Source organism: Actinomadura rudentiformis, assembly GCF_008923185.1.
GTDB classification, from domain to species: Bacteria; Actinomycetota; Actinomycetes; order Streptosporangiales; family Streptosporangiaceae; genus Spirillospora; species Spirillospora rudentiformis.
This window is the reverse complement of the sequence record NZ_WBMT01000008.1, coordinates 267206-290494: the sequence shown is the minus strand read 5'-3', so window position 1 is coordinate 290494 and position 23289 is coordinate 267206. Positions and strand designations below refer to the sequence as shown.

At 69.5% G+C, this 23289-nt stretch carries 21 protein-coding genes and 1 tRNA gene; 9 read left to right on the top strand and 13 right to left on the bottom strand.

Features of this window, described 5'->3' with window-relative positions; translation table 11 throughout:
* The first annotated feature begins 114 nt into the window (after positions 1-114).
* Positions 115-1731, top strand: a complete 1617-nt coding sequence (locus tag F8566_RS18935) for a tyrosine-type recombinase/integrase (protein WP_225993310.1) — start codon at positions 115-117, stop codon at positions 1729-1731.
* Here the strand turns inward: F8566_RS18935 and F8566_RS18930 are convergent.
* The 5 genes from F8566_RS18930 to F8566_RS18910 all read right to left on the bottom strand — a co-directional run bounded on the left by F8566_RS18930 (position 1710) and on the right by F8566_RS18910 (position 6137).
* Positions 1710-1785 (bottom strand) — tRNA-Thr (locus F8566_RS18930). The two genes, F8566_RS18935 and F8566_RS18930, sit on opposite strands and share 22 nt — an antisense overlap.
* A 50-nt stretch (positions 1786-1835) precedes the next feature.
* On the bottom strand, positions 1836-2750 hold the full coding sequence (gene rlmB / locus F8566_RS18925) for a 23S rRNA (guanosine(2251)-2'-O)-methyltransferase RlmB (RefSeq protein WP_151561597.1): 915 nt from the start codon (positions 2748-2750) through the stop codon (positions 1836-1838).
* 105 nt (positions 2751-2855) lie between these two features.
* Complete coding sequence (cysS, locus tag F8566_RS18920; protein WP_151561595.1) at positions 2856-4253, bottom strand: cysteine--tRNA ligase; 1398 nt, start codon at positions 4251-4253, stop codon at positions 2856-2858.
* Between the two features lie 62 nt (positions 4254-4315).
* Positions 4316-4696: a PPOX class F420-dependent oxidoreductase gene (locus F8566_RS18915; RefSeq protein WP_225993309.1), complete on the bottom strand. Its 381-nt coding sequence runs from the start codon at positions 4694-4696 to the stop codon at positions 4316-4318.
* A gap of 517 nt (positions 4697-5213) precedes the next feature.
* On the bottom strand, positions 5214-6137 hold the full coding sequence (locus F8566_RS18910) for a DUF6585 family protein (protein ID WP_151561593.1): 924 nt from the start codon (positions 6135-6137) through the stop codon (positions 5214-5216).
* 327 nt (positions 6138-6464) lie between these two features.
* Here F8566_RS18910 and F8566_RS18905 point away from each other — a divergent pair, with 327 nt between their 5' ends.
* From F8566_RS18905 to fahA, 3 genes are all read left to right on the top strand, one after another.
* The gene (locus tag F8566_RS18905) at positions 6465-7814 is read left to right on the top strand and encodes a DUF2637 domain-containing protein (protein ID WP_151561591.1); all 1350 of its coding nucleotides are present in this window, start codon (positions 6465-6467) and stop codon (positions 7812-7814) included.
* Positions 7815-8294: 480 nt separating this feature from the next.
* Positions 8295-9188 carry a hypothetical protein gene (locus F8566_RS18900; protein ID WP_151561590.1) on the top strand — a complete coding sequence of 298 codons (894 nt, stop codon included), beginning with the start codon at positions 8295-8297 and terminating at the stop codon, positions 9186-9188.
* Positions 9166-10383: a fumarylacetoacetase gene (gene fahA / locus F8566_RS18895; protein WP_151561589.1), complete on the top strand. Its 1218-nt coding sequence runs from the start codon at positions 9166-9168 to the stop codon at positions 10381-10383. The genes F8566_RS18900 and fahA overlap by 23 nt, the downstream gene beginning before the upstream one ends.
* A gap of 58 nt (positions 10384-10441) precedes the next feature.
* On the opposite strand, the gene ispF is transcribed toward fahA, so the two are convergent.
* Together ispF and F8566_RS18885 are read right to left on the bottom strand one after the other, a co-directional pair.
* A complete protein-coding gene (gene ispF / locus F8566_RS18890) occupies positions 10442-10915 on the bottom strand; it encodes a 2-C-methyl-D-erythritol 2,4-cyclodiphosphate synthase (RefSeq protein WP_151561588.1) in 474 nt (157 codons plus the stop codon).
* A 23-nt stretch (positions 10916-10938) separates the two neighbouring features.
* On the bottom strand, positions 10939-11421 hold the full coding sequence (locus F8566_RS18885; protein WP_151561586.1) for a CarD family transcriptional regulator: 483 nt from the start codon (positions 11419-11421) through the stop codon (positions 10939-10941).
* 332 nt (positions 11422-11753) lie between these two features.
* Here F8566_RS18885 and F8566_RS18880 point away from each other — a divergent pair, with 332 nt between their 5' ends.
* Both F8566_RS18880 and F8566_RS18875 read left to right on the top strand, forming a co-directional pair.
* A complete protein-coding gene (locus tag F8566_RS18880; RefSeq protein WP_151561585.1) occupies positions 11754-12530 on the top strand; it encodes a hypothetical protein in 777 nt (258 codons plus the stop codon).
* Positions 12531-12669: 139 nt separating this feature from the next.
* Positions 12670-13629 (top strand): hypothetical protein, encoded by a 960-nt coding sequence (locus F8566_RS18875; protein ID WP_151561584.1) that lies wholly within the window; start codon positions 12670-12672, stop codon positions 13627-13629.
* A 378-nt stretch (positions 13630-14007) separates the two neighbouring features.
* Here the strand turns inward: F8566_RS18875 and F8566_RS18870 are convergent, their stop codons facing one another.
* Positions 14008-14688: a response regulator transcription factor gene (locus tag F8566_RS18870; protein WP_151561582.1), complete on the bottom strand. Its 681-nt coding sequence runs from the start codon at positions 14686-14688 to the stop codon at positions 14008-14010.
* 48 nt (positions 14689-14736) lie between these two features.
* A complete protein-coding gene (locus F8566_RS18865) occupies positions 14737-15942 on the bottom strand; it encodes a sensor histidine kinase (RefSeq protein ID WP_151561581.1) in 1206 nt (401 codons plus the stop codon).
* A gap of 190 nt (positions 15943-16132) precedes the next feature.
* Between F8566_RS18865 and phoU the strand changes: the two genes are divergently transcribed.
* Positions 16133-16807, top strand: coding sequence for a phosphate signaling complex protein PhoU (gene phoU / locus F8566_RS18860; RefSeq protein ID WP_151561580.1), 675 nt, complete (start codon positions 16133-16135; stop codon positions 16805-16807).
* A gap of 164 nt (positions 16808-16971) precedes the next feature.
* Here phoU and F8566_RS18855 read toward each other — a convergent pair whose 3' ends face one another.
* Genes F8566_RS18855 through mshA form a run of 3 tightly spaced genes read right to left on the bottom strand, consistent with a single transcriptional unit; the run spans position 16972 to position 19732 of the window.
* Positions 16972-17823 carry a phosphoglyceromutase gene (locus tag F8566_RS18855; protein ID WP_225993308.1) on the bottom strand — a complete coding sequence of 284 codons (852 nt, stop codon included), beginning with the start codon at positions 17821-17823 and terminating at the stop codon, positions 16972-16974.
* 35 nt (positions 17824-17858) lie between these two features.
* Positions 17859-18356 (bottom strand): type III secretion system chaperone family protein, encoded by a 498-nt coding sequence (locus tag F8566_RS18850; RefSeq protein WP_151561578.1) that lies wholly within the window; start codon positions 18354-18356, stop codon positions 17859-17861.
* Positions 18353-19732, bottom strand: a complete 1380-nt coding sequence (mshA, locus tag F8566_RS18845) for a D-inositol-3-phosphate glycosyltransferase (RefSeq protein ID WP_151561577.1) — start codon at positions 19730-19732, stop codon at positions 18353-18355. The genes F8566_RS18850 and mshA overlap by 4 nt, the downstream gene beginning before the upstream one ends.
* Before the next feature lie 229 nt (positions 19733-19961).
* Here mshA and F8566_RS18840 point away from each other — a divergent pair, with 229 nt between their 5' ends.
* Entirely contained in the window at positions 19962-20720 is a 759-nt protein-coding gene (locus tag F8566_RS18840) for an SDR family NAD(P)-dependent oxidoreductase (protein WP_151561576.1), read from the top strand.
* Positions 20721-20745: 25 nt separating this feature from the next.
* On the opposite strand, the gene F8566_RS18835 is transcribed toward F8566_RS18840, so the two are convergent.
* The gene (locus F8566_RS18835) at positions 20746-21564 is read right to left on the bottom strand and encodes a class I SAM-dependent methyltransferase (protein ID WP_151561574.1); all 819 of its coding nucleotides are present in this window, start codon (positions 21562-21564) and stop codon (positions 20746-20748) included.
* A gap of 91 nt (positions 21565-21655) precedes the next feature.
* On the opposite strand from F8566_RS18835, the gene F8566_RS18830 reads away from it, so the two are divergent.
* Positions 21656-23272, top strand: a complete 1617-nt coding sequence (locus tag F8566_RS18830; protein ID WP_151561573.1) for an AMP-binding protein — start codon at positions 21656-21658, stop codon at positions 23270-23272.
* The last annotated feature ends 17 nt before the right edge of the window (positions 23273-23289 follow it).

The window sequence follows — 23289 nt, the reverse complement described above, 5'->3', positions numbered from 1 at the left end:
TCCTCACCTTCCCAACGGGCCGTCTGCCTGTTGAGGGGCGCCGGCGTTACGCTCGGGCGCCCGAGTATCGCGATGACCTGGAGATACTCACCGACCTAGGAGGTGACACCACCCTTGGCGAAAGGATCGGTCTACAAACGTTGCGGCTGCCGCCACCCCGACACCGGCAAACCCGTCGGGGCCTGCTGCCCGTCCCTGCGCCGTCGCGACGGCGCCTGGAACCCCCGCCACGGCAGCTGGCATTACCGCCTGGAACTGCCGCCCCGTGCCAACGGAACCCGGCGCACTCCCATCCGCCGCGGCGGCCTGGCCGACCGCGACACCGCAGCGGCCCAGCTCACCCACCTGTCCGCCCTGATCGACAGCGTCGACGCCGACGACGACGAGGCCGTCGACACCCTCACGGCCGCGGTGAAGCACGCCATCTCCGCCGGCAGCGCCCTGCCAACCGCCGAGCATCTGGGCTGGCTGCTGCGCACCGGCCACCGCCCTGGCACCATCCCCACCCTGGCCAAATGGCTCCCCCCAATGGCTGGCCGGCAAGAAGAACATCGGCCCCTCCACCTACACCCTCTACCAGGGCCACATCCGCCGGTTCTTCATCCCCTACCTCGACACATCCGCCTGGACCGGCTCACCATCGCCCATATCGCCGACCTGTTCGACTGGATCGAGGAACGCAACGACCAGATACGCACCGCCCGCACCAGCGACGACCCCGAACTGCGCGCAGCGTTCAAATGGCAGAAGGTCGTCGGACCCGCCACCAAACAGCGCATCCGCGCCACCCTGCGCGCCGCCCTCAACGCCGCCATCGTGCACCTACAGGGGCTGATCACCTTCAACCCCGCCGCGCACGTGGAACTCCCGCCCGCGCACCGGCCCAAACCGCTGGTGTGGACCGCCGAACGCGTCCGCCGCTGGAACGACACCGGTGAGATCCCCGGCCCGGTCATGGTCTGGACACCCCAGCACACTGGCACCTTCCTCGACCACAATCACGGCGACCGCCTGTACGCCCTCTACCACCTGCTCGCCTTCTGCGGCCTGCGCCGCGGCGAAGCGTGCGGCCTGCACTGGAGCGACATCGACCTGGACACCGGGGTGCTCACCGTCCGCCTCCAGCTGACCGTCCCCGGGCAGTGGACCCCGCTGCTGTCCACCCCCAAGACCGAGGCGGGCGCCCGCCAGATCACCCTCGACCCCGCCACCGTCGCCGCCCTCAGAGCCCACCGCCGCCGCCAACAAGCCGAACGTCAGACTCTGGAGGATCTGGCCGGACCGGGCGCCTGGTGGGACCACGGACTGGTCTTCACCAAACCCAACGGTGAGCCAATACATCCCCAGACGGTCTCCGAACACTTCAAAGACCTCGCAGACCAGGCCGGACTTCCCCCGATCCGACTCCATGACCTGCGTCACGGCGCCGCCACCGTCATGCTCGCCGCCGGCATCGACATCAAAATCGTCCAAGAGATCCTCGGACACTCCGACCGGGCCATCACCTCCGACACCTACACCAGCGTCCTGCCCGAGCTGGCAGCCGAAGCCATCACCGCGGCCGCCGATGTCATCAACCAGCACCGCCGAACACCCACAGGGACACAACCACACCGGGACGCTCGGGCACACCTCGGGCACACGCCACCCGGAAAACAAGCCGGGCGCCCTCCCGGAAAGGGAAAACGCCCAGGTCACAGCTTGATCGTTGGAGCCGGCGAGGGGACTTGAACCCCTAACCTTCTGTTTACAAGACAGATGCTCTGCCAATTGAGCTACGCCGGCTTGCTCGTCCCGCATCGTAGTCGAATCTGCGGGTCGGGCGCTTCTTGGTATTAGGAGCGGAGGCGGGAGATCTCGTAGAGGGCGATGCCTGCGGCTACTCCGGCGTTGAGGGACTCGGCCTTCCCGGGCATCGGGATGGTGACCAGCATGTCGCAGGTGTCGGCTACCAGGCGGCCCAGGCCCTTGCCTTCTGAGCCGACTACCAGCACGAACGGACCGGAGGCCACTTCGAGGTCGGCCACGGGGGTGCTGCCTCGAGCGTCCAGGCCTGCCACGAAGCAGCCTGCTTGCTGGTATGCCTTCAGTTGGCGGGTGAGGTTGGTCGCTTGGGCCACGGGGACGGAGGCCAGGGTGCCTGCGGAGGTCTTCCAGGCGCCTGCGGTGACGCCGGCGGCGCGGCGTTCGGGGACTACTACTCCGGTGGCGCCGAACGCGGCGGCGGAGCGGACGATGGCGCCCAGGTTGCGCGGGTCGGTGATGCCGTCCAGTGCGACGATCAAGGGGGCGGTGCCCTTGAGGAGGTCGTCGGGGTGGGCGTAGCGGTAGGGGCGGACCTGCAGGGCGATGCCTTGGTGGACGGCGCCGTCGGTGAGGCGGTCCAGCTCGTTCTTGCCGGTCTCCAGGAGGGGGATCCGGCGGTCAGCGGCCATCTGGATCGACTCGCGGATGCGTTCGTCGGTGCCGGACATCACGTAGAGCGCGGTGCCGGGGACGCCGGCTCGGAGGGCCTCGACGACCGGGTTGCGGCCGGTGACGAGCTCGGGGCTGTCGCCGGCTGCTCGGCGCGCGCCGGCCGGGCGGCCGGAGGGACGGGGTGAGTCGGTGGCCGTGGGGCGGCCGCTGGGGCCCATGGTCGGGGTGCCCGTGCGCTTGGCGTTCTTGGCGGCCCTGGCCTTCTGGCGCTTGCCGTGCCAGTGCCGGTCCTCGGCCTTGGGGGTCGGCCCCTTCCCCTTGCGCTTCGCCATTGTTCGGTGTGCCCCTTGCTTCGGGTTGCTCGCCCGTCCGGGGCGACTCAGGCGGGGCGGATGCCCCAAACAGCCAATTTTACGTGGTCTGGAGACTGGAGACGCTCAGTGGCGTTTGAGTTCCCAGCGGGGGCCGTGGGGGGTGTCCTCCACGACGATGCCCGCCTCGGTCAGGCCGTCGCGGATGGCGTCCGCGGCGGCGTAGTCCTTGCGGGCGCGGGCCGCCTGGCGCTGCTCGAGGGCCACCTTGACCAGGGCGTCCACGACCGGGTGCAGATCGTCTTCGCTGCCTCTGGACCACTGCTCCGAGAGCGGGTCCAGGCCGAGGACGTCCGTCATCGCCCGCACGCTTGCCAGGTGGCGGCGGACCTCGGACTCGTCTCCTGCAGCGAGGGCGTTGTTGCCTTCTCGGACGGTCTCGTGGACGACTGCAAGGGCCTGCGGGACGCCTAGATCATCATTGAGGGCTGTTGTGAACGCCTCGGGTAGATCTGCGGCAGGGGCCACGGGGCCTGCTACTTCGGCGGCCCGTACTGCGAAACCTTCGATGCGCTGGTACGCGGAGACCGCCTCGCCTAGAGCCGCGTCGGTGTAGTCCATCAGCGACCTGTAGTGCGCGGCGGTCAGGTAGTAGCGGATTTCAGCCGGCCGGGCCTTGTCCAGGAGGTCGGGCAAGAGGACGACGTTGCCGATCGACTTGCTCATCTTCTCGCCGTCGACCGTGAGGAGCCCGTTGTGCAGCCAGTAGCGGGCGAACCCGTCACCGGCGGCCTGGGACTGCGCGATCTCGTTCTCGTGGTGCGGAAAGATCAGGTCGACGCCGCCGCCATGGATGTCGAACGTGGAGCCGAGGTACTTGGTCGCCATGGCCGAGCATTCCAGGTGCCAGCCAGGACGGCCCTCGCCCCACGGGGTCTCCCAGTACGGCTCGCCCGGCTTGGCGCCCTTCCAGAGCGCGAAGTCACGGGGGTCGCGCTTGCAGTCCTCGGTCGTGGTGTCCGCCGCGGAACGCATGTTCTCGATCTTCTGGTTGGACAGCGCGCCGTAGCGGTCCGTCCAGGAGTTCACATCGAAGTAGACGTCTCCGCCGGAGGCGTACGCGTGGCCCTTCTCGATCAGCCGGCGCATCAGCACGATCATCTCGGGCACATGGCCGGTCGCCCGCGGCTCGATCGTGGGCGGCAGGCAGCCGAGCAGGTCGTAGCCCTTGCTGAAGACGCGCTGGTTGCCCTCGGCCACCGCGAACCACGGCATGCCCGACTCGGCGGCGACAGCAAGGATCTTGTCGTCGATGTCGGTGACGTTGCGGGCGAAGGTGACCTCGTACCCCGAACGGCGCAGCCAGCGCAGCAGCACGTCGTAGATGACGCCCGAACGCAGATGGCCGATATGCGGTGCGGCCTGCGGCGTGGCACCACACACGTACATCCCCACGCGGCCCTCTTCCAGAGGCTCGAACGTGCGGACGGTACGGGTGCTGGTGTCGTAAAGGCGCAAGCTCACCCGCTCAGGTTATTGGATCCACGCACGCGTGCGTGGCTGTGTTCGGGGAGAGAGGCCTGCGTTCAACGGGTGTGGACGTGAGCCGGCGTCACTCGGATGATCACGCGCTCGACCGGGCCGTGCTCTTTCCAGGACTGGCCGGTGTAGCGCTGCGACAGTTCCTCGATGAGCTTGCCCTCGGGGTCGTCCTGGAGGGTGGCGGTGCCCCTCACCTCGGCGTACACGTACGGGTCGGCCATGTCGTAGGTGGTCAGGTTCACTCTCGGATCGCGCAGAAGGTTGGTGTGCTTGCGGCGCCCCTTGGCGGTCGAGATGAGGATGTCGTCCCCATCGACCTTGCCCCAGACGATGCTCGCCTGCGGAGCCCCGTCCGGGTTGATCGTTGCGAGCGTGACAAAGTTGGTCGCGTCGAAGAGCGCGCGAGCCTTCTCGTTCAGCGTCATGATCTTTCTCATCCTCCTCGTTGATCCCACCTCGTCGCCGACGATCTCAGATCCGGTCACGGCCGCCGGTCACAGGGCGCCCGGTCACAGGGCGCCCGGTCACAGGGGCACGGGCACGGACAGCGGTCACAGGGGCCCGGTCACAGCGACCCGGTCATGGCCAGCGGTCATTGCCACCCACCACAGGCACCGGTTACGGACACCGGCCGCGGCCGCCCGTCACAGGTACCGGTCACGGACACCGGCCCTTGGCGCCGGTCGCAGGCTCTGGCCGCGGCCGACCTTCACGGCGCCCGTCACGGGCACCGGCCACGGCCGCCGGTCGCGGCTCCCGTCATGGGCGCCGGTAGCGCCGACCTTCACGAGCTCCGTTCACCGGCTCCGGTTGCGGCCGCCTGTCACGGCCCGGTTGCAGCCGCCTGTCACGTCTCCCGTCACGGGCGTTGGTCGCGGTCGACCGTCACGGCTCTGAGCACGGCCGACGGTGGGCAGGGGTGATCGTCGATCTCGGTATTGGTCAATGTCGATCTTCGCATGGGAAGGATAAATGCCGGCTCGGTGGGATGCTCTTCTCGTCTCCGGATACCGCCGGAGCACCGAAAGCGCTGACGCCGCTGGCGCTTACGCCGTCGGCCGCCTGGAGTGCCTGGAGGTGGTGGCAGAGCTCGACGAACGCGACGGCATTGGGCGTGCGGGCCGCCACGGACGCCAGCGGAAGGAGCCCATCGAGCGTACGGACGAACACGATCCCGTTGTCGATGCCCACTTCCCGTACGGCTGGCCACGCGACTCGTTCGCCCTCCTTCTCGATCCCTTCGAGGCTTATGGCGAACGGACCTAGCCGTACGACATCACCCGCTTGGACCACGCTGAGAGCCTGCGGCACGATGCGCGCAGTCACCTCGGCGACGACGGCCTCACCCAGTTCGCGAACGGCTGGCAGCTCGTCTCCCAGGATGATCTGACGCCCGTCCGCGGCGGTGATCGTGAATTGCCAGTACGTGGGGCCGTGTGCGACACGCTGCACGCCGGACGTGGTGACCGCCGCCAGATCATCCCAGCGGTACGCGGCGTACGCCCCGGTACGTCCGGCGCCCCCTTGAGGATCGTCGCCGCCGCCCACCACCACCAGGCCGTACGAGAAGAGATAGACACCCGTCAGCCGACCGCCGTGGAGCGCTCCGCGCGAAACTGCCCGCCACAGGATCCAGGCCACCCCTCCCAGATAGGCCAACGCCAGGATGGCCGCCGGGATGCCAAGCCAGAGATCGCCCTCGGCGAGATAGATGACCGCTGCCGGTACGAGCCACACTCCGGCGAGGCCGAGCAGGACCATCCACGCCAGGGCACGACGCCTACCGGTACGCGCGTCGAACGCCCGTACCGGATCGCCGAGTCGCCGTGCCTCCGCCTGCTCGAGTACCTCCCGAGGGAAGGACATAAATAAGCGCCTACCCCACTATCGAGAGAAAAAATCACGTGATTCGGTCAGGGCCTCCAAGCCCGCCCGCGGCCGTCCCACGTCCTTGTCGCCTCCCGCAGGACTCCTTCGCCGCCCATAACGGTCGGCTCCCCGCGTGTCGCACGCACTCCGGGATGATCAACGTGAAGATTAGGAGTAACCATCCCCGGGGCTGGTTAATCTCCCCGTGAAAGTTCCTGAACAGACCACGAAACGCCTGCCCCTCACCCCTGCCCAAGACCGCGCGACTCCCCCGTACGGCCCGTCGGCACGCCCATCCGCTCTCCCCCGAGACGAGTTGAGAAGATGCCCTCCGATCGTTCCACCACCGCGCTGCGCCGGCTTCTCACCGTGTCCGCGGGCCTCGTCGTCGCCGTGCTTCTGGGCGGCGCGTTCGTCCTGACGTACGACGTCATGCGGGAACTCGCCATAGCGGGCAAGGCCAGCAAGCGTTGGGCACCCGTCTACCCGGTCATGGCGGACGCGCTCGTGGTGATGACGATCCTCTCCCTGGTGGTCAGTCGGCAGGCCAGGTGGTGGTCGCGGTCGATCCGGTGGGTGCTCCTGCTTGTCCTGCTCGGGGGCGCTGCCGCGATCGGCGTACAACACTCTCTCTGGGGTTACGAATCCCTGCCTGACAAGCCGGTCAAGGCAGGCATCGCCGTCGCGCCCCATGCCATGCTCGTCATCGCCGTATGGCTGTGGTTGACGATGTTCAAGCAGGTCCGCACCACGACCACCATCGCGAGCCCAGAACACCCAGACCACACAGAACGTCCCGAAGACTTCGACTACCCGGTGGACGAGCCTGCCTCCCCCGAGGCGACCCACTCCGACCCAGATCTGATCCCGTTCCCAGAAACCGCTCCAGCGCCACAGCCGCACCCAGAACTAGAGCCCGAGTCGGCCCACGAGGTCGAAGTCACAGCCGAACTCGACGAACGCGTTCCAGAGCCCGAGCCTCGCCACACCCACGTCCCCGAGCCGCCTGCCCCTGCCCCCGAACCCCTCACACGACCCGACCTGCACGACGACGATCCCGAAGAGACCTCCCCTCGTCCTCCTGTTCCGGCGCTCCTGGCCACGGACGTCGAGCTCGTACGAACGCGACCGCGCGAAGAACCCAGCTCCGCCAGCCTGGCGAAGACGACTCGTCCCGACATCGTCGTCCCCTCCGCACTCGACACCGCCGAGGACGAGACCGAGTTCCCCGTCGTCGACCGCGCCGAGGACCCCGACGCCGGAGACGACGAGCCAGTCCCCCCGACTCACCGCAACCTCCTGGCAAGTGCCCCTCCTGGGCCGCCTTCCGCCCCCGCGCCGACCGCCACCCACGAAACCTCCAACACCCGAGCCGACAGCGACATCCCAGCCGCGGCCAACACCCCGACCGCCGCCACGCCCCCGACCGACACCAGCACTCGGGCCAAGACCGACAGTCGGTCCGCCGCTGACACCCCGGCCGCCGCAGGCACGCCACCCGCCGTCGATAACCCAGTCGACGCGGACGCTCCCGCGAACGCCGAAAGCCCCACGACCACCAAGACACCTGCGGCGTCCAAGAACGAAGACGACGAGGGTGACGACCTTCGGATCTGGGACTGGCACCCGCCTTCGAGCAGGTTCCGCAGTTCCCCGACCCCGCCCGCCGACTGACACAGCCCACCGCTACAGGCCGCCACTAAGGTCGCCGCCACAGGACCCGCTACAGGGCACCGTCACACGCCGCCCTGACGGACCACCACTACAGACCGCCGCCACGGGCCACCGCTTCAGGCTGCCCTAACGCCACCACTACAGGCCGCAGCTTCAGGCCGCCCTTACGGGGCACCGCTTCGGGCCGCCCTAGCCACCACTACAGGCCACCGCTTTAGGCCGCCCCTACAGACACCGCCACAGGAGGGCCCCTACAGGCCACCGCTACAGGCCGTCCTAGCGGCCACCGCCACAAGCTGCCGCCTCAGGCCGCCCTAACGGACCACCGCCACGGGCCACCGCCACGGACCATCGCTACGGGCCACCGCCACACGCCGCCCTGACCGACCACCGCCACCGGCCACCGCCGCTAATGGGCGCCGCTTCAGGACGCCGGGGCCTGGTCCGAGTCAACGTAAAGACGTCGGGTAGACACCGGGCATGAGCCTCTTCACGCGGCTCTTCGATGACGCCGCCCTCTTCTCTCCCTCATGTGCGCCCATGGATGAGGCGCTGCCGGCCTACCGGGCCGCGGCAGCGGCCCCCGATCCGGTCGTGGGGCGCTTCCTGTGTCCCGCGTCCCGGATCGCCGAGTTGCGCACCCATCTGGTCCCCGAGGACCTGCTCGACCTCGGTCTGATCGCCGACACCGACCTGGCCGACCTTCCCAAAGCCCTCGACGCCGTGCGTTCCGAACCCCGCGTACGCCTCGTCGCGGTCGAGATCGCGTTGCCTGAGGACGCCGATCAGGCGCGGGCCGCCGCCGTGACGATCGCGCGGTTGCCCTCCGACGTGCCCACGTACATCGAGGTGCGGCGCGCGCCCGGCTGGCGGGACATCCTCGGCCGCCTGGCCGCGGCCCGCGCTCGCGGCGCGCCGCTCGGCGCCAAGCTGCGCACGGGCGGGCTGGTCGGCGAGGCGTTCCCGTCCACCGCCGAGCTGGCCGCCTTCATCGCCGCCTGTGCCGAGCGAGACGTGCCGTTCAAATGCACGGCCGGGCTCCATCACGCCGTACGGCACACCGACCCGGCCACCGGCATCCGCCACCACGGCTTCCTCAATCTCCTCCTGGCGGTCTCCCGTGCCGCGACCCCCGCGTACGACCACTTCATGCAGCCCCTCGAACGAACCCTCCAGCAGATCCTCGACCGCACCGACGTCACTGCCATGACCACCGACGCGAACAGCACCCCGGGCGAGACCACCCGCCGTCTCCTGACCTCCATCGGATCGTGTGACATCAATTCACCGCGCGCAGATTTGACCCGGCTGGGCCTGGTCGGATTGGGCGATTTGGGGAAGATAGGTCCCCATGACGACGGTTTCGTGGGTTGAGGTCGGTGAAGACAGCGGCTTCGGCGTCGACCATCTGCCGTATGGAGTCTTCTCCAAGCCGGGCGAGCTGCCTCGAGTGGGCGTGGCCATCGGGGCGTACGTACTGGACCTGGCGGGCCTGTCAGCAGCAGGGCTGATCGAGGACCGCCACTGGTTCGCCTCCGGCTCGCTCAACGGCTTCATGGTCGCGGGACGCGCCGTCTGGCAGGCCAACCGGGCTCGCCTCACCGAGCTCCTCACCGACGAGACCCACCGCGCCGGCGTCGAGCCGCACCTGGTGCCGATCACAGACGTGGATCTCCTGCGACCGGTCGACGTGGCCGACTACGTCGACTTCTATTCGTCCCTCGACCACGCGACCAACGCCGGACGAATCTTCCGGCCCACCGGCGACCCGCTGACGCCCAATTGGAAACACCTTCCGGTCGCCTATCACGGTCGTTCGGGCACGGTCTATGCCGCTGGAACGCCGATCATCAGGCCCTGCGGCCAACGCCGGACCGCACCCGACCAGCCACCCACGTACGGCCCCTCTCTCAAGCTCGACTTCGAGGCAGAGGTGGGCTTCGTCGCAGGCGTTCCGTCGGCCGCCGGCAGCCGCGTGGCTCCCGACTCGTTCGCCGACCACATCTTTGGCTTCGTCCTGGTGAACGACTGGAGCGCGCGGGACATCCAGTATTGGGAATCGCAACCACTGGGTCCGTTCCTCGGCAAATCCTTCGCGACGTCCATCTCCCATTGGGTGACGCCGGTCGCCGCTCTGGAGGCCGCACGGGTGCCCCAGCCCGCCCAGGATCCGGCGCCGCTCCCTTACCTACAGGTGAACGAGCCGTGGGGGCTGGACCTCGCCATCGAGGTCCTCATCAACGATCAAGTGATCTCCCGGCCGCCGTTCGCCACCATGTACTGGAGCTCGCCCCAGCAACTGGCGCACGCGACCGTGAACGGCGCGCCTCTCCGCACCGGCGACCTCTTCGCCTCCGGAACGGTCTCCGGACCCGAGCGCGAACAACGCGGCTGCCTTCTGGAGCTGACGTGGAACGGCGAGGACCACATCGAACTGCCCGACGGAACCAAGCGCCTCTTCCTGGAAGACGGCGACACCGTCACCATGCGAGCCACGGCTCCTGGCACCTCCGGCTCCCGAATCAGCCTCGGCCAGGTCTCCGGAACGATTTACCCTGCCACCCCCTGAACCACGGGCAGAATCCCCACGGCACAGGCGACCGCACGGCGTCCGAGGTCCCCGCGGATTACGAGCGGGGGAAGACCATGGCGGTGGCTATGGCCGCTATGCCTTCGCCTCGGCCGGTCAGGCCCAGGCCGTCTGTGGTGGTGCCGGAGATGGAGACGGGGGCGCCGTCCAAGGCCTCGCTGAGGGTCTTTTCGGCCTCGGCTCGGCGCTTGCCGATCCGTGGCCGGTTGCCGATCACTTGGATGGCGACGTTGCCGATGGCGAAGCCGGACTCATGGACGCGGCGGGCCACCTCGCGCAGGAGGGTGACTCCGGAGGCGCCGGCCCAGCGAGGGTCGGACGTGCCGAAGACGGCGCCCAGATCGCCCTGGCCGGTCGCCGACAGGAGGGCGTCGCAGGCGGCGTGGGCCGCCACGTCACCATCGGAGTGGCCTTCGAGGCCCTGGCCGGGCCATTCGAGGCCCGCCACCCACAGGGGACGGGGCTCGGCGTCGGGAGAAGCGAACGGGTGGACGTCGGTACCGACGCCCACCCGTGGAAGCTGTGTGCTCACGCTCAGGTCGCGAGGACCTCGTCGAGGAGGGCCTCGGCCTTGTCCTCGTTGGTCTTCTCCGCCAGAGCGAGCTCACTGACCAGGATCTGCCGGGCCTTGGCGAGCATGCGCTTCTCACCTGCGGACAGGCCGCGCTCCTTGTCGCGCCGCCATAGATCGCGGACGACCTCGGCCACCTTGTTGACGTCGCCGGAGGCCAGCTTCTCCAGATTGGCCTTGTAGCGACGCGACCAGTTGGTCGGCTCTTCGGTGTAGGGTGCGCGAAGCACCTCGAACACCTTCTCCAGGCCCTCCTGGCCGACCACGTCACGGACACCCACGTCCTCGACGTTCTCGACTGGAACCTGAACTGTCAGGTCGCCCTTGTCGACCTTCAGGACCAGATAGGTCCTTTCCTCACCCTTGATGGTGCGAGTCTCGATGGCCTCGATCCGAGCAGCCCCATGGTGGGGGTAGACGACGGTGTCGCCGACCTGGAAAGTCATGTGACAAGTACCCCTTCCGCTAGAACCAGGGTAGCACGGACCCGGCAGTGGCTGTACCGGCCTTAAAGACAAATCCGCAGGTCAACCCCCTAATTGGGGTCTTGACAAAGCTCCTGAACGGTGCATTCCGCCCATGTTCCCTGCCTAAAACGCACGCGCGAACGGACACGTGGCGGCACCCAGAACACCTCCGAACATCCTCCTCCCAGTATGCGGGAAGCGGCCCATACTGGGAGGTGCACATGCCGGGCTGCGCGGGTACGAAGCGCCCGTACAGGTCGAAAAGGGCGCGCGAACGAGGCTTGGCGGGACTCAGGACAGCGAGGTGCGGCGTGAGGCCAGACGGCGACCCCGAGCCAGACGACTACGGCCTGCCACGTATCGACGTGGTGGTGCCGGATGACGCGCGGGAGCTCGAACGCGAGGTCGTCGCCTATCGCCGCGAGGAACGCCAGCGCCGCCGCCGGGCACGCACCCGTCGCCTGCTGCGCCCCTTCACCCGTTTCGGCGTCGCCGTGCCGATCATCGCGGGCGCCCTCCTGGTCGCCCTGCTGAGCGGGGCCCTGATGACCGCGTTCGGTCCACGCCCGGTCTCTCGCCCCTCCACCTCGATGATCACTCCGCATCCCACCGCGCCCATCGGCCAGATCGGCGGCACCCTGCCCGACGGCGAGGTGACCGTGGTGTCCGGGCAGCGCAGGCGGCAGCGGCTCCAGGCGCTGCGGCCGGGCGTCCTCGCGGTCGTGCCGCCGTCCTGCGCCTGCGGGAAGCTGGTGGATGAGCTCTCCACACGGACAAAGGAGTCCAGGGTCGGCTTCTGGCTCATGTTCGACCGCAGAGGCGATTCCACCTCACGCGAGGCCTCCCTCAAGAAACTGCGCACCCTGCAGGGCGCCGTCCATGGTGGGCCGGTCAACCTCGTCGAGGACGACCAGGGATACATGGCCGGGACGTACGTGAAGCCCGGCGGCAAGCCGGCCGCCGTTCTCGTCGGGCCCGACGGGTTGGTGAGCGACATCGTGGACGACCCGCAGCCGGGGAAGGAACTGACCGAAAAAGTACGGAAGCTCCAGTGGCCGGCCGTCCCCGCCACTCGCAACGGTTCCTGACGCCCTCCGGCGAACGCGATTCCTCGCCTGCGAAAGGCCACCCCGACGCCGGAACACCGGTCGGTCCTCGCTACGCTTCCCCTGGCGCTCCGCGCCGCCCCTTCTTCGACTACACCTTTTTCGCGAGGAGATCGACGCCGTGATCCGTAACAGCCGTCGAGTGGTCGCGTTCGCCATCGCGGGCGCCGTCGCCATCGCGCCGGTGATTTCCGGCTGCGGCGCCGGTGAGACCCCTCAGTCCGCCGCCCCGACCCAGCTGACCGAGGCCGTCAACGCCTCGGTGCCCCAGGGCGACAAGGTGTCGAAGATCGACATCCGCAACATGTTCCTGCTGGGCCCGGAGCCCGACAAGGTGTTCCCCCAGGGAAGCTCGCTGCCGCTCTACGCGACCTTGATCAACCAGGTCAAGGCCCAGGACCGGCTGGTAAGCGTCACCTCGCCCGACTTCGCCCAGGTACAGATCTCCGGCGGCGCCCTGACGATGCCGCCCGCGCAGCCGGACGGCGCCGGCAGCGCCGTGTCGCTCGTCGGCCCGTCCTCGGCCGCCACCCCGGGCGCCAAGCCCACCGGTAAGGCCACCAAGCCGACGACCAAGCCCACTGGCGAGACCAGCCCCTCGCCCGGCGGAACCAGCCCCTCGCCCGGTGCGACCGGCACCCAGGCGCCCTCCGGCGCCCCCGGCGCGACCGGGAGCCCGGGCGCCGCCGCCAGCCCCAGCGCACCGTCCTCGGCCACGCCCACCGCCCCGGCCACCGGCACGCCGACCGCCCCGGGCGCGGCGACCGGCAAGGCCCCGCTGGTCGTCCTGTCCGGCCTCACCCGCGAGCTGCGCGGCGGCGAGACCGTCAAGGTGAAGCTCCAGTTCGAGCAAGCCGGATCCGTCGAGGTCTCGGTGCCGGTCATCCCGCAGCAGGGCGAGTTCGCCACGTACGCCCCGGTCTCCACCGGCGTCCCGGTGCCCGGCGCGGCCAGCACCCCGGCCACCACGCCCAGCGGTGCCACCGAGCACGGCGGCGCGGAGAACGGCACCCCCACCCAGGGCGGCGGCCACGGAACGACCGCCCCGACCGCCAGCGAGAGCCCGGCCTCTCACGGCTGATTCCCGCCTCGATCCGCCGGACGGCCTGCCTCAACCACCCGAGGCAGGCCGTTCGCGTTCAACCCATCACCCGCCGGCAAACCTGGGTGTTGGAGGGAGGGGGGCGGGGTCGCTGGGATTGATTTCGACTCCGAGACTGGGTCCGGGAGGCTACTTTTACCCGCCCCCCTTGAGCCGCGGGCCCGGGTGGGCACTCTGACCGGTCTCCAACGTGGTGAACGCTACCGCCGGTCTACGACATCGGAGCGTGGGACGGACATGGGGCTTGGGACGGACATGGGGCTTGGGACAGACATGGGCTGGCACGGAAATCGGGCTTGGTAAGCGAAACGGCCCGCGCGAAGGCGGGCCGTTTGGTGAGTGTGTCAGCGCGGGGGTTTACGGCTCGAACTTGTAGCCCAGGCCACGGACCGTGACGATGTAGCGGGGGGTGGAGGGGGCGGCCTCGATCTTGGCGCGGAGGCGCTTGATGTGGACGTCCAGGGTCTTGGTGTCGCCCACGTAGTCGGCGCCCCAGACGCGGTCGATGAGCTGCATGCGGGTGAGCACGCGACCGGCGTTGCGGAGCAGCACTTCGAGGAGTTCGAACTCCTTGAGGGGGAGCTGTACGGCCTCGCCGTTCACGCTGACCACGTGGCGTTCCACGTCCATGCGGACCGGGCCGGCCTCCAGGGTGGCAGGGGCCAGTTCCTCGACCTCGCCCTGGCGGCGCAGGACGGCGCGCATGCGGGCGATCAGTTCGCGGGTGGAGAACGGCTTGGTCACGTAGTCGTCGGCGCCCAGTTCCAGGCCGACGACCTTGTCGACCTCGCTGTCCTTGGCGGTCAACATGATCACGGGGACGTTCGACTTGGCGCGCAGCTCGCGGCACACCTCGGTGCCGGGCAGGCCGGGCAGCATCAGGTCGAGCAGCACGAGATCGGCACCGTTGCGGTCGAAGATGTCCAGCGCGTCGGGGCCCGTGGCCGCGACGGCGACCTCGAAGCCCTCCTTGCGCAGGTTGTACGAAAGTGCGTCGCTGAACGACTCTTCGTCCTCGACGACGAGCACACGGGTCACGGTGTTGCCTCCCGGGCGGGTTTCCAAATTCGGCGGATCGGTCCCTGATCAGGGGGTCGGTGGGTTCGGGTGAACGCTTGAGGCGTCGCCGTGCCTGCCCTCTCTCGACTGAGGAGGCGGGTTGAGGAGCGGCAACCGGATGGTGAAGGTCGAGCCGGAGCCCTCCTTGCTCCAGACCACGACCTCGCCGCCGTGCTTGGTGGTGACGTGCTTGACGATGGCCAGACCGAGGCCGGTGCCGCCGGTCTGCCGGGAACGGGCCGGATCGACCCGGTAGAAGCGCTCGAAGATCCGTTCCAGGTCGGCCTCGGGGATGCCGATGCCCTGGTCGGTCACGTTGATCTCGACGTGGTGCTCGTCGCACTGCCGGACGGCCACCACGACGCGGGTGTTGTCCGGGCTGTAGGCGACGGCGTTGTCGATCAGGTTGCGGATCGCGGTGGTCAGCAGTTCCTCGTCACCGCGCACCTTCAGGCCGTCCTGGCCGCCGCTGGTCAGCTCGATGTTCTTGGCGCCCGCCTTGATCTGGCACCGGTCCAGCGCCTCGACGATCACCTCGTCGAGCGCGACCGGGTGCAGTTCGGGCAGCGGCTCGTCACCCTGGATGCGCGACAGCGTCATCAGGTCCTGGACGAGGTTGGTCAGCCGGACGGACTCGTGCTGCATGCGGCCGGCGAAGCGGCGGACGGCCTCGGGGTCGTCGGCGGCGTTCTCCACGGTCTCGGCGAGCAGGGACAGCGCGCCCACCGGGGTCTTGAGCTCGTGGCTGACGTTGGCGACGAAGTCGCGGCGGATGGCCTCGACGCGGCGCATCTCGGTGAGGTCCTCGGCCAGCACGAGGATCTGCCCGTGTGAGCCGAGCGGCGCGACCCGGACGGCGAACCAGCGGCCCTCGGCCCGGCCCCGGCCCTTGGCGGGGGCCACCTGGACCTCCGTCTCGCGGATCTCACCGTCCCGGCGGGCCAGCCGGGCCATCGCCAGCAGTTTGTCGACCACCAGCCGGTCGCCGCTGACCAGCCCGAAGGCGCGCGCCGCCGAACTGGCGCGCAGAACCCGATCCTCGCTGTCGACCACGACGGCCGAGGACCGCAGAACGCTCAGCACCGACGCGACGCCCGGCGGCAGCCCACTCTGGGGTGCGGCCGGGGCCGTGACCTGCTGGGCTCGCTCGCTCACGCGCACCGCCAATCCCGTAGTGAGCCCGATCGCGAGCCCGGCAAGCCCCGTCAGGCCTGCGACTATCTCGACCTCCACACTTCGGATCGTAAGTGCCATTCAGGCAGTTCCTGCACCAAGAGGCCATCCGACACGGTCTCGTTAGCCCAAAGTTCACCTCTATATGTGGGTTCATTCATGCAGATCAGGCAGGCTGTGGTGTGGACGAGTACGTCCTGGACCAGGTACGAAACCGTCCGTCAACCCCATACGCACCGAGGATGTTCAATTGCGCGACGCCTATCACGAGGAACTCGACTCCCTCTCCGACAAGCTCGTGGAGATGACCCGCCTGGTCAGGTCCGCGATGGCCCGCGCGGTGACGGCCCTCCTGGACGCCGACCTGCGGCTCTCCGAGGAGGTCATCAGCGGGGACGAGCAGGTCAACAAGATCGACACGGAGATCGAGGAGACGGTCTTCGACCTGATGGCACGCCAGCAGCCGGTGGCGGGCGACCTCCGGACGCTGATCACCGCGCTGCGCATGAGCGGTGACCTGGAACGCATGGGCGACCTGGCCGTGCACATCGCCAAGACCGCCCGGCGCCGTCACCCCGAGTCCGCCGTTCCGCCGGTGTTGCAGGCCACGGTCCTGGAGATGGGCCAGATCGCGGAACGCATGATCGCCAAGACGGGCAGCGTCATCGCCTCCCAGGACGTCGAGATGGGCCTGGAGCTGGACGCCGACGACGACCGGATGGATCAGCTCCACCGCAAGCTCTTCGACATCCTGCTCTCCCCGAAGTGGAAGTACGGCGTCGAGCCGGCCGTCGACATCACCCTGGCGGGCCGCTACTTCGAGCGTTTCGCCGACCACGCGGTGCACGTCGCCGAGGACGTGGTCTACATGGTCACCGGTCAGCGCCCGGAGGAGATCATCGACTCGCCCGAAGCCCGCTCCTGACTCGACCCGGCTCCGGCTCCGGCGTCCGACGCTTAGGCGATCCGCACCCTGTGGCCCCACCGAAGTCCGGCCCACACCGTACGGGGCCCACACCACGAAGGGGCGCCTCCCCCGCGGGAGGCGCCCCTTCATCGTGGGCGTAGGGCCAGCGTGTGTCGTGTGGCCTACTTCTTTCGCTTGCCCCTGCGGCCGCCAGACGGGGCGGGCGGAGCGGGCGCCGCCGGGGCGGGCGGGACCGGGGCCTTGGCCGCCGCGGGGGCCTTGGCGCCTCCCCCGGCGCCCTGGTTCTTGACGGCCTCGATGGCGGCCTTGGCGGCCTCCGGGTCGAGGTACTCGCCGCCGCGCTTGAGGGGTGCGAAGTCGTCGTCCAGCTCGTACACCAGCGGGATGCCGGTGGGGATGTTGAGCTCGGTGATCTCCTCGTCCGAGACGTCGTCCAGGTGCTTGACCATGGCGCGCAGGGAGTTGCCGTGCGCGGCGACCAGCACGGTGTGGCCGGCGGCGAGGTCGGGCACGATCGCGTCGTACCAGTACGGCAGGAGCCGGTCGACCACGTCGGCGAGGCACTCGGTGCGCGGGATCAGCTCGGACGGCAGGCTCGCGTAGCGCAGGTCGTTGACCTGGGACAGCGGGTCGTTGTCCTTGATCGGCGGAGGCGGGGTGTCGTACGAGCGGCGCCAGATCTTGAACTGCTCCTCGCCGAACTCCTCGCGCGTCTGCGCCTTGTTCTTGCCCTGGAGCGCGCCGTAGTGCCGCTCGTTCAGCCGCCAGGAGCGGCGCACCGGGATCCACAGCAGGTCGGCGACGTCCAGCGCGATGTTGGCGGTACGGATCGCGCGCTTCAGCAGCGAGGTGTGGACCACATCGGGGGTGAGGTCGTTGTCGAGGAGCAGGTCACCACCCTTGGTGGCCTCGCCCTCTCCCTTCGCGGACAGGTCCACGTCCACCCAGCCGGTGAAGAGGCCCTCCGCGTTCCACACACTTTCGCCATGCCGGAGCAATACCAGGGTCGCCATGGCACCAGAGCTTATAGGGGTCTCTGAACGCGGCGTCAGCGGCGGTCGGGGTCGGCGAAGGAGGCGAAGGCCTGCAGATTGGCCAGGCTCTCGCCGCGCTTGACCCGCCAGTCCCACTCCCGCTGGATCGAGGTCTTGAAGCCGCGTTCGAGCGCCTTGTCGAAGTTCTCGTCCGAGTACGTGAGGACGCAGCCCAGGATCCGGTCGATCTCCTCGGGGCTGACGGAGCTCAACGGCAGCTTGCCGACGATGTGCACGTCGCCGACGTCGTCGAGGGCGAATCCCATCCCGTACATCCGGCCGTTCTTCTCCAGCAGGAAGCGGTAGAACTCGGCGTGGTTCTCGTCTGGACGGCGGCAGAAGAACGCCTCGACGTGCAGGCTGTGGTCACCGACGATCAGCCAGGTCATGGTGGCCAGCTTGTGCTGGCCGGGGAGCTTGACGAAGAACGCGCCGGAACGCGGCACCTCGTACTCCAACTCGGCCGCCCGGAGCGTCTCTTCGATCACGGCGACGGGATCGGTCGTGGTCATGCGGACACCTCGGCGGAAGCGGTCGGGGAAGCGGCGGGCGAAGCGGCGGACAGCACCGGCACCTCCGGCGCGAGGCGGTGCCGGCCGGTCGGGAACATGGTCAAGGCGCCTGTATACACCTCGAGAAGCCGATCGACGGTGCTGTCCCAGCCGAAAGACTGCGCGTGTCGCACCGCGCCCCGGGCCAGCCGGGCGTGCAGGCCGGGCTCGGCGTGCAGGCGCCGCAGGACCCGCGCGTAGTCGGCCGGGTCGTGACCGCTGATCAGCACGCCGGACTCGCCGTCCTTGACCGCGGTGCAGAGCCCGCCGACGGCGGCGGCGACCACCGGCGTGCCGCAGGCCTGTGACTCGACGGCGACGAGGCCGAAAGACTCGTTGTGGGAGGGGACGACGGTGACGTCCGCCGCCCGGTACCAGTCGGCGAGCTCGTCCTGCGGGGACGGCGGCTCGAACCGTACGACATCCGAGATGCCCAGCTCAGCGGCCAGCCGCTGCAGGCCCTCGGGTCGCGAACGCCCGCTGCCGCTGGGGCCGCCGACGACGGCCACGACCAGTTTGGAACGCAGCGACGGGTCGTCCTTGAGCATCCGGGCCGCCGCGTGCAGCAGCACGTCGGGCGCCTTGAGCGGCTGGATGCGGCCGACGAAGAGCAGCACGTACGCGTCGCGCGGCAGGCCGAGGCGTCGCCGGGCGGGGCCCGTGCGATGCGGCAGCAGCCCGGTGCTCCGCGAGAGCAGGGCGGACTCGGGCCGGAACAGCGAGAGATCGACGCCGGGATTGACCGTGGCGACCCGCCCGGGTTCGGCCCCGTACAGCTCGATCAGCTCGCGGGCTTCCTTGGCGGTGTTGGCGACGAGCTGGTCGGCGGACTCGACGACCTGCTCCTCCCCCAGCACGCGTGCCGCGGGCTCGGGGGTGTCGCCCTCGGCCAGTGCGGCGTTCTTGACCTTGGCCATCGTGTGCATCGAGTGGACGAGAGGCACGCCCCAGCGCCGCTTGGCGGCCCAGCCGGCCTGGCCGGAGAGCCAGTAGTGGGTGTGGAGCAGGTCATAGTGACCGGGGTCGTAGGAGGCCTCGGCGCGCAGCACTCCGGATGTGAAGCCGCACAGCTCGGCCGGCAGCTCGGTCTTGTCGAGTTCCTCGAAGGGCCCGGCGACGACGTTGCGCACCAGTACCCCAGGGGCCAGTTCGACGATCGGCGGAAGCGCCCGGCAAGTGGCGCGGGTGAAGATGTCGACCTCGATCCCCCGGGCGGCCAGCCGCTTGGCCACCTCGACGACGTAGACGTTCATGCCGCCCGCGTCGCCGGTGCCCGGCTGGTCAAGGGGCGATGTGTGCACGCTGATCGTCGCAACCCGGTTGACACGACGCGCCACGAACACCACCTCCGGTTGTGCAACCTACCGATCGCAAAATGTGTTCCCACCCAGGGGCTTCCATGCGGGACGAACGTGACCAATACGACCAATGTGGCGGCAGTCACCACATTTGCTACTTACCAGTCAGTAAGGCTTTGCTACAGACAAGGCTTTGCTCCAGGGTCTTGCTCCGTGGGCCGTTCGACCCGATGTTCAATCACGCCGCCGTGCCTGGGACGCTAGGCCCATGCGTAAGACGGCGGTTGTCACCGGAGCAAGCAGTGGGATCGGCGCGGCCACGGCCAGGAGGCTCGCCGCCGAGGGATTCAACGTCGTGCTGGCGGCACGGCGGCGGGACCGCATGGAGGCCCTGGCCAAGGAGATCGCCGACGAGGTGCCGGGCGCAGGGAAGGTCGCGGTGGTGGTCCTGGACGTGACCGACCAGGAGTCGGTCGACGCCCTGGCCGCCGGGCTCGCCGAGTGCCACGTGCTGGTCAACAACGCCGGCGGGGCGATCGGACTGGAGCCCGTCGCCGCCGCCGACCCGGCCGACTGGCAGGCGATGTACGACACCAACGTGCTCGGCCTCCTCCGCGTCTCCAAGGCGCTCCTGCCCAAGCTGATCGCGAGCGGCGCGGGCCATGTCGTGAACATCACATCCCTCGCCGCCCACGCCAACTACGAGGGCGGCGCCGGATACAACGCGGCCAAGCACGCCGCGTACGCGGTGAACGAGGTCATGCGGCTGGAACTGGTCGCCGAGCCCGTCCGCGTCACGGAGATCGCGCCGGGGCTCGTCAAGACGGAGGAGTTCAGCCTGGTGCGGTTCCGCGGCGACACGTCCAAGGCCGAGAAGCCGTACGAGGGCGTGCCGGAGCCGCTGGTGGCGGACGACGTCGCAGACTGTGTCGCCTGGGCGGTCACGCGCCCCGCACACGTCAACATCGACCGGATCGACGTACAGCCGCGCGTCCAGGCAGCCCCCCACAGACTCCACCGCGTCTGACTCCACCGCTTCCGAGCGATGAGGATCATCCTCGGAGCGGGGCCACGGCCGACCAGGGCAGGGTTACTTCGCCTAGACGCCAGCGGGCGCGGCCGCCGTACGGGGGTCGTGTGAGCACCGGGTGGGTGCGCGCCAACAGGGAGACCGCCTCGATCCAGCGGGCGCGGGGTCCGAACGGCGAATGCGGGGCCGCGACCGCCCAGCAGCGGTCGAAGTCCCTGAGCAGCGCGTGCACCCGTTCGCCTGGGACATTGCGGTGGATCAGCGTCTTGGGCAGCCGTTCGGCCAGCTCCGACGGCTGCCCCAGCGAGCCCAGATGCGCGGCGAACGTGATCGTCTGCGGTCCTGAGCGCGTCAACGTCACCCAGACGGCGCGCCGGCCGATCTCATTGCACGTCCCCTCGACCAGGACGCCCTGCGGGGCCAGCTTCGCGCACAACCCGTCCCAGGCCTGCCAGGCGGCGGCCTCCTCGTACTGCCGGAGTACGTTCAGCGCCCGGACCAGCACGGGCGGGCGGTCCACAGGCAGTTCGAAGCCGCCGCGCCGGAACGACAGTCCCGCCAGCGGACGCTCCGCCAGATACGCGAGCCCGGCGGCCACCCGATCGGGCTCGATCTCGATCCCCACGACCTCAAGCCGGGGCGACACCGCGCGCAAGCGCGTGTACAGCTCGACCGTCGTCACCGGGGACGCGCCGTAGCCGAGGTCGACCGCCAGCGGGAGCTCAGCCGAACGCAACGGACCGGCCTGCGTCGCGGCGATCCAGCGGTCGATGCGGCGCAGCCGGTTCGGTGCGGTGGTGCCGCGGGTGATCTCCCCCTCGGGCTTGTGCGCTCTGGCCACCCCAGGATTCTCCACGCACCACCCTGCTGAACGAGATTCGGTAAGCAATCGTTTACGGTGATCCCAGGTAGCCGTCCCTGGAGGAGTGCCGATGCCCCAGCTCGACCTGGCCACCCTGCATGAGGCGATCGCTGCCGCGATCCCCGACCGCGAGTGCCTGGTCTGGCGAGGTGGCCGGATGACCTGGCGCGAGGTCGGCGAACGGAGCAGGCGGCTGGCGCGCGTCCTGCACGAGCACGGGTTGGGCCGCCACGGCCGTGCCACCGAGCCGTGGGAGTCCCCGCACGACCACCTGGCGCTCTATCTCCACAATGGCCCGGAGTACCTGGAGGGCCTGCTCGGCGCGCACAAGGCCCGGGCCTCCGCGTTCAACGTCAACTACCGGTACGTGGACGGCGAGCTGGCCCAGCTCTTCACGGACGCCCGGCCCACCGCGATCCTCTTCCACGCGCGCTTCGCCGCCACCATCGGCCGCGTGGCCAAACGCCTGGACGCGGCACCGCTCCTCCTCCAGGTCGCCGACGACTCCGGTGAAGACCTGCTCCCAGGAGCCCTCGACTACGAGACGGCCCTCGCCTCGGTGTCTCCGGAGCCCCTGGACGTACGGCCGGACGCAGGTGACCTGCACATCCTCTACACCGGCGGGACGACCGGCCTTCCCAAGGGCGTGCTGTGGCGGATCGGCGACCTCATGACCGGCCCGCTCGGGATGGCCCGCCGTGACGGCACCCCCATCACGGATCTGGAGGAGGCCGTCGAACGCGCCGTCAAGGGCCGCCATCGGGTGCTGATCGGTCCGCCGCTCATGCACGGGACGGGGACATGGTCGGCGCTCGGCGGCTGGTGCGGCGGCGGATGCGTGGTCTTCCCCGGGCGCGTGGACGGGCTGGACGCCGCTGACCTGCTCGCCACCGCGGAACGCGAGCGCGTCACGCGCATGCTCATGGTCGGCGACGCGTTCGCCCGCCCTGTCGTCGAAGAGCTGGACCGCGGCTCCTACGACCTGTCCACGGTGCGCACGCTGCTCAACTCGGCCGCGGGCATCAGCCCGGACGTCAAGCGGCGGCTTCTCGATCACCTGCCGGACGCGCACATCCACGACGTCCTCGGCTCCTCCGAGTCGGGCTTCGCGGTGACCCGGCGCGGCCCGGCGGACCGTGCGTTCGTCCCGGCGCCCGGCACCGCGGTCCTGAGCGCGGACCGCAGCCGCAAGCTCTCACCTGGCGAGGACGAACTGGGCTGGCTGGCCAAAGGCGGCCTGCTGCCACTCGGCTACCTGAACGACCCGGTCAAGACCGCCGCGACGTTCATCGTCCTCGACGGCGAGCGCCTCGTGGTGGCGGGCGACAGGGCCCGGCTCCGCGCGGACGGCACCGTCGAGGTGCACGGACGCGAGGCGACCACGATCAACACCGGCGGCGAGAAGGTCTTCGCCGAGGAGGTCGAGACCGTGCTGCGCGATCTCCCCGGGGTGGCCGACGCGCTGGTCGTCGGCCGGCCGAGCGAACGCTGGGGCACCGAGATCGTCGCGGTCCTGCGCCTCGACCGCGACGCGGCGCCGACCGACGACGACCTCAGGGAGGGCTGCGCCGCCCATCTCGCCCGCTACAAGATCCCCAAGGCGTTCCTGCGGACGGAGCAGGGCCTGCGCCTGCCCAACGGCAAGGCCGACTACGCGGCCGCGCGCGCCGCCGTCGCTTCAGAATGAGATTCGGTTCGGGGTCT

Excerpts from the sequence above, each read along its gene's own strand:
- rlmB (WP_151561597.1), bottom strand. The coding sequence starts at position 2,750 with ATGGCGAAGCGCAAGGGGAAGGGGCCGACCCCCAAGGCCGAGGACCGG.
- F8566_RS18915 (WP_225993309.1), bottom strand. The coding sequence starts at position 4,696 with ATGACGCTGAACGAGAAGGCTCGCGCGCTCTTCGACGCGACCAACTTT.
- F8566_RS18910 (WP_151561593.1), bottom strand. The coding sequence starts at position 6,137 with ATGTCCTTCCCTCGGGAGGTACTCGAGCAGGCGGAGGCACGGCGACTC.
- F8566_RS18905 (WP_151561591.1), top strand. The coding sequence starts at position 6,465 with ATGCCCTCCGATCGTTCCACCACCGCGCTGCGCCGGCTTCTCACCGTG.
- F8566_RS18900 (WP_151561590.1), top strand. The coding sequence starts at position 8,295 with ATGAGCCTCTTCACGCGGCTCTTCGATGACGCCGCCCTCTTCTCTCCC.
- fahA (WP_151561589.1), top strand. The coding sequence starts at position 9,166 with ATGACGACGGTTTCGTGGGTTGAGGTCGGTGAAGACAGCGGCTTCGGC.
- F8566_RS18885 (WP_151561586.1), bottom strand. The coding sequence starts at position 11,421 with ATGACTTTCCAGGTCGGCGACACCGTCGTCTACCCCCACCATGGGGCT.
- F8566_RS18855 (WP_225993308.1), bottom strand. The coding sequence starts at position 17,823 with ATGGCGACCCTGGTATTGCTCCGGCATGGCGAAAGTGTGTGGAACGCG.
- F8566_RS18850 (WP_151561578.1), bottom strand. The coding sequence starts at position 18,356 with ATGACCACGACCGATCCCGTCGCCGTGATCGAAGAGACGCTCCGGGCG.
- F8566_RS18840 (WP_151561576.1), top strand. The coding sequence starts at position 19,962 with ATGCGTAAGACGGCGGTTGTCACCGGAGCAAGCAGTGGGATCGGCGCG.
- F8566_RS18830 (WP_151561573.1), top strand. The coding sequence starts at position 21,656 with ATGCCCCAGCTCGACCTGGCCACCCTGCATGAGGCGATCGCTGCCGCG.